This is a genomic window from Mesorhizobium sp. M7A.F.Ca.MR.148.00.0.0, assembly GCF_003997735.1.
GTDB lineage: Bacteria > Pseudomonadota > Alphaproteobacteria > Rhizobiales > Rhizobiaceae > Mesorhizobium.
In genome coordinates this window covers 1-267 of the sequence record NZ_RZTB01000574.1, presented here as the reverse complement: position 1 = coordinate 267, position 267 = coordinate 1, and the positions used below count along the sequence as shown (strand labels likewise).

General features: G+C 67.0%; 1 protein-coding gene. It reads left to right on the top strand.

Features of this window, described 5'->3' with window-relative positions; all coding sequences use genetic code 11:
• Window positions 1–267: FAD-dependent oxidoreductase (locus tag EOB49_RS35365; protein ID WP_127383570.1), on the top strand; the 267-nt coding region annotated here is incomplete at both ends.

Sequence of the window (267 nt, the reverse complement as noted above, 5' to 3'; positions counted from 1 at the left end):
GCACGCTGAACCTCGAGGACATTCCCGTCGCCATCAAGACGGTCGAGCAGGCGATCGCCGACAAGGCTTACGAGACCGGCCATATCAGGCCCTATCCGCCGGAGAAGAAGACCGGCAAGCGCGTCGCCGTCATCGGCTCCGGCCCGGCCGGCATGTCGGCTGCCCAGCAGCTCGGCCGCGCCGGCCACGACGTCCATGTCTATGAGCGCGAGAGCCGGCCCGGCGGGCTGATGCGTTACGGCATTCCCGACTTCAAGATCGAGAAGC